Here is a 6,919-nt window from a genome sequence, read left to right on the forward strand (position 1 = left end):
GCGTCGGTCCATCCGATCACCGACCCACCCGGCCCACGCCGGGCCGAGCACGAGGACGTACGCCGTGTACTTCACCGACCGTGGCATCGAGGAGCTGGTCGAACGCCGGGGTGACGAGCAGGTGACCCTGGAGTGGCTGGGCGAGCGCCTGCGCGACTTCGTCGACCTCAACCCGGAGTTCGAAACCCCCATCGAGCGCCTGGCGACCTACCTGGCCCGCCTGGACGACCCCGACGACGAAGACGCCTGACAGCCCGCAGACACCCCTGTGGCCCTCGGCGGGGACGGGCTCGACGCTGCCGGCGAGGGGTCGGCGCCTGTGACTTTCCTCCTTTGCTCTGCTTCAGCGGGCGCAACACCCGGTGTCCGATATCCGGACACCGGGTGTTGCGCGGGTTGAAGCAGAGCAAAGGAGGACCTCAACACCTCGCCGCCCGGCCGACGAAACGCCCGATCCCGGGTCCCTTTCTCGGCCCACGAGGCTCGGCACACTCGCGATCTTCTAGGGTGGGCCTGTGGCTCGCAGCGTGTACCTGACCAGCGTCGGTTCGGGCGGGGGTAAGTCGACCATCGCTCTCGGGCTGGCCGAACTGCTGTCGCGGCAGGTGGGACGGATCGGCGTGTTCCGGCCGCTGGTCGCCGACGTCGGGCCCGATCCGATCCTCGCCCTGCTCAGCGAGCGGTACCGGGTCGAGTTGCCGATCGGCGAGCTGGCCGGGGCGACCTACACCGAGGCAGCCGCGCTGGTCGCCGACGGCCGTCGCGAGGAGCTGATCTCGGCGATCGTGGAGCGTTACCGGGCGGTGGAGCGGCAGTGCTCGGCGGTCGTCGTCGTGGGCAGTGACTTCGATGAACCGGGTGACCCGGCGCACCCCAGCGAGCTGGCCTTCAACGCCCGGCTGGCCACGGAGTTCGGCAGCGTCGTGGTGCCGGTGGTGGACGGCTACGAGCAGGAGCCGGCGGCCGTCGCGGCGGCCATGCGCGGCGCGTACCACGATGTGGCCGACCTGGGCGCGACAGTGCTCGCGGTGATCGCCAACCGGGTGCCCGGGCCGATGACGCTGCCGGAGCTGCCGGTGCCCGCATACGCCATCCCGGAGGTGCCGAGCGTCTCGGCGCCGACGGTGGCCGAGGTGGCGGCGGCGCTCGGCGCGACCCTGCTCGCCGGGGACGACGCCGCACTCGGCCGGGACGTGCTGGACTTCGTGGTCGGCGCGGCACACGTGCCGACCCTGCTGGGCCACCTCACCGAGGGAGCGCTGGTGATCACCCCCGGCGACCGGGCCGACCTGCTCGTCGCCGCCAGCGCGGCCCACGTGGCCGGGCAGGTGTCGGTGGCCGGGTTGGTGCTCACCCTGGGCGAGCAGCCCGATCCCCGGGTGATGCGGCTGGTGGAGGGGTTGAACACCGGCCTGGCGGTGCTGTCCGTGGGCAGCGACAGCTACGACACGGTCGAGGCGTCCAGCCGGATCGAGGGGCGGCCCAGCGTGGCCAACCCGCGCAAGGTGGAGGCCGCGCTGGGCGCGTTCGAGCGAAGCGTGGACACCGACGACCTGGCCCGCCGGCTCCGGGTCAGCCGGTCGACGCGGGTGACCCCGCTGATGTTCGAGAACGAGCTGATCGACCGGGCCCGCTCGCAGCGCCGCCACCTGGTGCTCCCCGAGGGCACCGACGATCGGATCCTGCGGGCGGCAGAGATCCTGCTACGCCGGGGTGTGGCCGACCTGACGCTGCTCGGCCGCCCCGACGACATCGCCCGCCGTACCCGGGAACTGGGCATCGACCTCGGCGACGCGCGGCTCGTCGACCCGACCAGCAGCGGATGGCACGACGAGTTCGCCGCCGAGTACGCGCGGCTGCGCGCCCATCGGGGCGTCACCGCCGAGCTGGCGTACGACATCGTGGCCCAGCCCAACTACTTCGGCACGCTCATGGTGGCCACCGGGCACGCCGACGGCATGGTGTCCGGCGCGACGCACACCACCGCCGCCACCATCCGACCCGCGTTCGAGATCATCCGTACCGTCCCGGACGTCTCGGTGGCCTCCAGCGTCTTCTTCATGCTGCTGCGCGACCGGGTGCTGGTCTACGGCGACTGCGCGGTGAACCGCGACCCGGACTCGGCCCAACTCGCCGACATCGCGATCTCGTCGGCAGACACCGCCGCGCGGTTCGGCATCGAGCCCCGGGTGGCCATGCTGTCGTACTCCACCGGCAGCTCCGGCGCGGGCGCCGACGTGGAGAAGGTCGCCGCGGCCACCGCGATCGTCCGGGAACGCCGGCCCGACCTGCTGGTCGAGGGGCCGATCCAGTACGACGCGGCGATCGACCCGGCGGTGGCGGCGACCAAACTGCCGGACAGCCCGGTCGCCGGGCACGCCACGGTCTTCATCTTCCCGGACCTCAACACGGGCAACAACACGTACAAGGCGGTGCAGCGCTCGGCCGGGGCGGTCGCCGTCGGCCCGGTGATGCAGGGCCTGCGCCGGCCGGTGAACGACCTGTCCCGGGGCGCGCTGGTGCCGGACATCGTGAACACGGTGGCGATCACCGCCATCCAGGCGGCCGCCGGGGAGGCGTCATGAGTCGGGTCCTGGTGCTCAACTGCGGGTCGTCGTCGGTGAAGTGGCGGCACTACGACGGGGACCGCACGCTCGGCCAGGGCACCGTCGAGCGGGTCGGCGAGCCCGGCGGCGGCCCGGCGGACCACGCGGGCGCGGTCCGGGAGATCCTGGACGGGCTGGACCTGGGCAATCTGACGGCCGTCGGGCACCGGGTGGTGCACGGCGGCCAGACGTTCACCGCCCCGACGCTCGTCGACGACGCGGTGCTGGCCGCGATCAGGAATCTGGTGCCGCTCGCTCCGCTGCACAACCCGGCCAACCTGGCCGGCATCGAGGTGGCTCGGGCGGCACTGCCGGACGTACCGCAGGTCGCCGTCTTCGACACGGCGTTCCACCACACGCTGCCGGAGGCCGCCGCGACCTACGCGATCGACCGGGACACCGCGCAGCGGTACGACATCCGCCGGTACGGCTTCCACGGCACCTCACACGCGTACGTCTCCCGGCGCACGGCCGAACTGCTGGGCCGCCCGTACGAGCAGCTCAACACGATCACCCTGCACCTCGGCAACGGAGCCAGCGCCTGCGCGGTGACGAACGGCCGCAGCGTCGCCACCTCGATGGGGATGTCACCCCTGGAGGGCCTGGTGATGGGCACCCGCAGCGGCGACCTCGACCCGACCGTGATCTTCCACCTGCGGCGGGAGGGCGGCCTGTCGGTCGACGAGATCGACGACCTGCTCAACCACCGCAGCGGCCTGCTCGGCCTGACCGGCGCGAACGACATGCGCGAGGTGCTGCAACGCCGGGCCGCCGGGGACCGGGCCGCCGCGTTGGCGTTCGACGTCTACTGCCGGCGGATCACCGGGTACGTCGGGGCGTACTACGCCCTGCTCGGGCACGTCGACGCGATCGCGTTCACCGCCGGGGTGGGCGAACACGCCGCGCCGGTGCGGTCCGCCGCGCTGGCCGGCCTGGAACGGCTCGGCATCAGCGTGGACGACACCCGCAACGACGGCGAGGGCGACCGGGTGATCTCGCCCGACGACGCCGAGGTGAGCGTCTGCGTCATCCGCACCGACGAGGAGCGGGAGATCGCCCGGCAGACCCGGGACGTGGTCGGGGCGCACTGAAGCCGCCCCGACCGGTGGGTACGCGACCGTTCGGCACCTCGGCGCGCGAGGGCTCAGCCCATCGTCAACCAGGCGACCACGGCCACCAGCAGCACGACGACCACCGCCGCGCCGACGATGAGCGGCAGCCGGGACGGCGCGTCGGCCGGGACGGCGGCCTCCGGCGTCTGGGAGAAGGCGCGGAACGCCTCGGTGTTGCCGCTGGGGTCGGTGTAGTTCTCAGCCATGCCGGTGACCCTAGCGAAGCCGTACCGGACGCACCGCCCCCACCTCCGCGATCCCATGAAGTCGAACCGGCCGACGAGGGTGACCTCCCGGTCGGATCGGCGCGCTCACCGTGCCGACGATCTCGGTGGCGGCCCAGATCGAGTTCAAGCAGATGTACCCGGTCTGGATGCCGGAACGTCCCCGCCGACCGAAGGACGCGGACGATCTCGCCCAGCTGCGTACCGTTCCTGGTCGAGTAGGTCCTCGTACACCCCGACCTTGAAGGTGATCAGGTCCAGGCACTGCGTGAGTCGGCCGAGCTGGGTCGTGACGCGTCCGTGGTGCTCCTTGAGCAGCGCGAGACGTTCCTCCTCGTTGCCCGCGCCCGCACGGACAAGGTCGGCATAGCGGCGGAGCGCGGGCAGGGGCATGCCGGAGGCGCGGAGGATGATGCAGACGGTCAGCCAGTCGACGTCGTCCTCGCTGTAGCTACGACGCCCGCCCACTCCCCGACGGATCGGGCTGACGAAGACACCCTGCTGCTCGTAGAAGCGCAGCGCGTGCACGCTCAAACCCGTGCGCTCGGCGACCTGTCCGATGCTCAGACCCGCAGTGACCTCAGCCATGCCGAGCAGGGTAACGAGGGTTGACCTAGAGCCGGCTCTAGCTCCTAGGGTCCACCGTGATCGTCACGAGAACGCCAAAGGAGCATCGGCATGCGCTATCGCACTCTCGGCGGCACCGGCATCGACGTGAGCACCCACTGCCTCGGAACCATGATGTTCGGTGCCGTCGGCAACCCTGACCACGATGACTGCGTCCGCATCGTCCACACCGCCCTCGACCAGGGCATCAACGTCGTCGACACCGCCGACATGTACGGCCGGGGGGAGTCCGAGGAGATCGTCGGCAAGGCGCTGCGCGGGCGCCGGGACGACGTCGTGCTCGCCACCAAGGTGCACTTCCCGATGGGCGAGGGCCCCAACCAGGGCGGCAATTCCCGGCGCTGGATCCTCAAGGCGGTCGAGGGGAGCCTCCGGCGGTTGGACACCGACTGGATCGACCTCTACCAGGTCCACCGTCCCGACCCCTCGACCGACATCGAGGAGACGCTCGCGGTGCTCACCGACCTCGTCCGCGACGGCAAGATCCGCGCTTTCGGTTGCTCGACCTTCCCGGCCGAGGAGATCGTCGAGGCACACCAGGTCTCCGAACGTCGTGGTCTCGGACGCCTGCGCAGCGAGCAGCCCCCGTACTCGATCCTGGCCCGCGGGGTCGAGGCGTCGACCCTGCCCGTCTGCCGGCGTTACGGCATGGGTGTGCTGGTCTGGAGTCCTCTCGCGTTCGGGTTTCTCAGCGGCAGGTACCGCAAGAACCAGCCCGTCGACCTCTCGACCGGGCGTGCCATGCTCCGGCCGGCACAGTTCGATCCCGCGATAGCCGAGAACGTCGCCAAGCTCGACATCGTCGAGCAGCTCGTCGATCTGGCGGCAAGCATCGGCTGTACGCTCCCCCAGCTCGCCGTCGCCTTCACCGTGGCTCACCCGGCCGTCACGTCGGCGATCATCGGGCCGCGAACCCTGCCGCAGCTGGAGGACCTGCTCAAGGGCGCCACGCTCACCCTGGACGACGCGACGCTGGACCGGATCGACGAGATCGTGCCGCCGGGGACGAACCGGTACAACCCCAACGCCGCCTTTCTCCCACGCGCCCTGACCGACACGGCCATGCGGCGACGCCCTCTCGCCGAGCGGGCAGCAGCCTGACCCGCGGTGATCGGGCCCGTACACCCCGCCCAAGCCCTCCGGCCCGCACCGTCGGACAGGGCACAATTGAGTCCATGCCCCGACGCGTCACTCCCGCACTGATGGCCAGCATCGTGCTCATCGCCGGCCTGGTCGGCTGCTCAGCGGACACCCGCCCGAGCGCGAGCGGGCAGACGCCGCCGGCCGAGCCGACGACCGCCGCCGCGCCGACCCCGAAGGTCGCCGCCGGAGTGGCCCCGAAGAACACCTTCGCGGTGGGCGTACGTCAACTGGAGCTGGACCGGAACGGCCGGGCGCTGCCGACGACGCTCTGGTACCCGGCGGCCGGGCAGTCCGGCGGCGCGCCCAAGCGGTCGGCGACGGCCGCCGAGGGCCGGTTCCCGGTGGTGATGTTCAGTCACGGCCTGGGTGGGCGACCGGCCGACTATTCCAAGCTGCTGACCCGTTGGGCGGCGGCCGGTTTCGTGGTGGCCGCGCCGACGTTCCCGCACACCTCCAAGGGCGCCGACAACAACGTCCTGGACGTGCTCAACCAGCCGGCCGACGTGTCGTACGCGCTGGACCAGGTGTTGGCGCTGGACGGCACGGCCGGCGACGGACTGCGTGGCCGGCTGGACGGCGAGCGCGTGGCTGCGGCCGGGCACTCGGCCGGTGGGGTGACCACCATCGGCCTCTTCACCGCCGGTCGGGACGAGCGGCTGGACGCGGGTGTGGTGTTCGCCGGCACGGCGCTCGGGGTGGGCACCGCGTTCGCCGGTGCGGCCGCGCCGCAACTGTTCGTGCACGGCGAGCTGGACGAGGTGGTCGACTACGCGGCGGGCAAGGCGGCGTACGACAAGGTGCCCTGGCCGAAGGCGCTGCTCAGCCTGCCCAAGGGCGACCACGGGCGGGCGCTGCTCGGCGACACCGCGACGCTGCGGGTCGTCTCGGACACGTCAGTCGAGTTCCTGCGCTGGTCGCTCTACGGCGACGCCGAGGCCAGGAAGCGCATCCCCACCGATGCGACGCGCGGCGACATCGCCACCTTCGACGACCACCTCTGAACTCCGCGTCCCTCCCCGCGTCCCTCCCCTGCGCGATCTTGCACTTACTGTCGCGGCATAACGGGACACTCTTCGCTTATCGGCAACAGAAAGTGCAAGATCGCGGGGCGGGGGGCGGGGGGCGGGGGGCGGGGGGAGAACGGAAGAGCGTGGTTAGGGAAAGAGGGTAGACGTGGTGGTGTAGATGTCGGTGGTCGGCGTGGAGG

Annotated in this window: 7 protein-coding genes; 5 read left to right on the forward strand and 2 right to left on the reverse strand. The window is 71.6% G+C overall.

The window, feature by feature from the left end; all coding sequences use genetic code 11:
- The first annotated feature begins 64 nt into the window (after window positions 1-64).
- The 3 genes from ABZV06_RS28410 to ABZV06_RS28420 all read left to right on the forward strand — a co-directional run bounded on the left by ABZV06_RS28410 (window position 65) and on the right by ABZV06_RS28420 (window position 3,697).
- The gene (locus ABZV06_RS28410; RefSeq protein ID WP_139582193.1) at window positions 65-250 is read left to right on the forward strand and encodes a DUF6104 family protein; all 186 of its coding nucleotides are present in this window, start codon (window positions 65-67) and stop codon (window positions 248-250) included.
- Window positions 251-515: 265 nt separating this feature from the next.
- Window positions 516-2,585 (forward strand): phosphate acetyltransferase, encoded by a 2,070-nt coding sequence (pta, locus tag ABZV06_RS28415; protein ID WP_355237312.1) that lies wholly within the window; start codon window positions 516-518, stop codon window positions 2,583-2,585.
- On the forward strand, window positions 2,582-3,697 hold the full coding sequence (locus tag ABZV06_RS28420) for an acetate kinase (RefSeq protein ID WP_355625280.1): 1,116 nt from the start codon (window positions 2,582-2,584) through the stop codon (window positions 3,695-3,697). The genes pta and ABZV06_RS28420 overlap by 4 nt, the downstream gene beginning before the upstream one ends.
- A gap of 53 nt (window positions 3,698-3,750) precedes the next feature.
- On the opposite strand, the gene ABZV06_RS28425 is transcribed toward ABZV06_RS28420, so the two are convergent.
- Window positions 3,751-3,924, reverse strand: a complete 174-nt coding sequence (locus tag ABZV06_RS28425) for a hypothetical protein (RefSeq protein ID WP_355625282.1) — start codon at window positions 3,922-3,924, stop codon at window positions 3,751-3,753.
- Between the two features lie 144 nt (window positions 3,925-4,068).
- Window positions 4,069-4,530: a MerR family transcriptional regulator gene (locus ABZV06_RS28430; protein ID WP_355625284.1), complete on the reverse strand. Its 462-nt coding sequence runs from the start codon at window positions 4,528-4,530 to the stop codon at window positions 4,069-4,071.
- Window positions 4,531-4,620: 90 nt separating this feature from the next.
- Between ABZV06_RS28430 and ABZV06_RS28435 the strand changes: the two genes are divergently transcribed.
- Window positions 4,621-5,670: an aldo/keto reductase gene (locus ABZV06_RS28435; RefSeq protein ID WP_355625286.1), complete on the forward strand. Its 1,050-nt coding sequence runs from the start codon at window positions 4,621-4,623 to the stop codon at window positions 5,668-5,670.
- A 74-nt stretch (window positions 5,671-5,744) separates the two neighbouring features.
- The gene (locus ABZV06_RS28440; protein ID WP_355237297.1) at window positions 5,745-6,713 is read left to right on the forward strand and encodes a chlorophyllase; all 969 of its coding nucleotides are present in this window, start codon (window positions 5,745-5,747) and stop codon (window positions 6,711-6,713) included.
- Window positions 6,714-6,919: the final 206 nt, after the last annotated feature.

Origin of the sequence: Micromonospora sp. NPDC005172, from assembly GCF_040608555.1 — a bacterium.
Taxonomy (GTDB): Bacteria; Actinomycetota; Actinomycetes; order Mycobacteriales; family Micromonosporaceae; genus Micromonospora.